This window comes from Helicobacter bilis ATCC 51630 (genome assembly GCF_000686565.1).
GTDB classification, from domain to species: domain Bacteria; phylum Campylobacterota; class Campylobacteria; order Campylobacterales; family Helicobacteraceae; genus Helicobacter_A; species Helicobacter_A bilis.
In genome coordinates, this window is sequence record NZ_JMKW01000122.1 from 1 (window position 1) to 1,304 (window position 1,304).

Annotated in this window: 2 protein-coding genes; both read right to left on the minus strand. The window is 29.0% G+C overall.

Annotated features, from left to right (window positions below):
• Positions 1 to 557 precede the first annotated feature (557 nt).
• Positions 558 to 911, minus strand: coding sequence for a hypothetical protein (locus T368_RS14200; protein WP_004084709.1), 354 nt, complete (start codon positions 909 to 911; stop codon positions 558 to 560).
• A 2-nt stretch (positions 912 to 913) separates the two neighbouring features.
• Entirely contained in the window at positions 914 to 1,126 is a 213-nt protein-coding gene (locus T368_RS15135; protein ID WP_080695808.1) for a hypothetical protein, read from the minus strand.
• Between the last annotated feature and the right edge of the window lie 178 nt (positions 1,127 to 1,304).

Here is a 1,304-nt window from a genome sequence, read left to right on the forward strand (position 1 = left end):
ATTTCTTTATATCCTCTAGGATATTTCTCATCTTTAATTTTATTGCCATTAGAATCTAATTCATAAATCTTTCTAGGGATACCATTAGAATCTTTGAGTAAGTCAAAATAAAAGTAGGAGACTTGAGCTAGTTCAGCATAGTCTCTTATTTTTTTAACCCGTTGTTTATTGTTCATTTTCTAAATCCTTGCTATTTCGTTTCCTTAAAGTATATTCGCATACCGCTTCCTTCATTGCCCTCAACAAATATTCCATAATTTGTGTATTCGCAGTAATGGTTATTATTTAATATTCGTTCAACAATACAATAATGAAATTTTGGGTTAGCAAAAGTAGTCCTACAACCACCAACAAAAAATAAAACCAAAAAGAAAGGAATAATGGATTTTAAAAGAAAAGTAAAGATTTTTTGGAATCTTAGAGATTCTGTTTTGTGTCTGATTCTATTAACAATTTTAATGATTAGCAATATTGCAAGAATGCAAAGAAATATTAACCAAATAATACCTAGAATAAAGCCTAAAATAAAAAGCATTGTAAGCATTGTAAATCCTTGACTAAAAAAAGATAATAGATAATGCTTTAGATTCTTTATTGTAAAAAAATGTAGCACTAAAGTCACTTGATTCTGTATTGGGTTGATGAATGAGTAACTCATATCTTTCAAAAAAGTTTTGTGCTTGAAGTGGGGCAAAGTCGCCTTTGAAAATCTGCTTGTATTCTATGTTGAGAATGTCAGTGTGGGTAGGTATTCTTTTATTATTTTTAATAAATTCATCTAATTTTTTCTTATCTTCATTCCACCAACCCTTAGGACCATAATCTTTATCTGCTAGATGAAAATGCCCATATGAAGCCCACGCCAACTCGGCATAGTCCCTAAGTTTTTTGATTTGCTCATTACCATCCATTTTTAATCCTTGCCAAACAAACTACAAGTTTCGTAACTTTTACGCCATTCAAATCTATAAGAACCTATACTCTCTCTTTCAAGGTATTTTTTTCCATTATGCCAAAATGCTTCAAAATCTATTTTGTAAAGATTACCCAACTTTATACTATCATTAAAAAATAAAAAAACAACTTTTTTTATTCTTGTATCACTTTTATCTTCATATCGATACATATATCTGTCATTTTGCGAACTATATTCTAAATAATCTTGTGTTAATAATATCGATTTTTTTTTCAATACCTTCCCAATCAAGCTTATCCAAACTCGTATCAAAATACGCCAGAATCTTATTGTATTTTTCTTCATCATTTGGTAATTCATTTAATTTACATATTCTCCTAAACTGCCA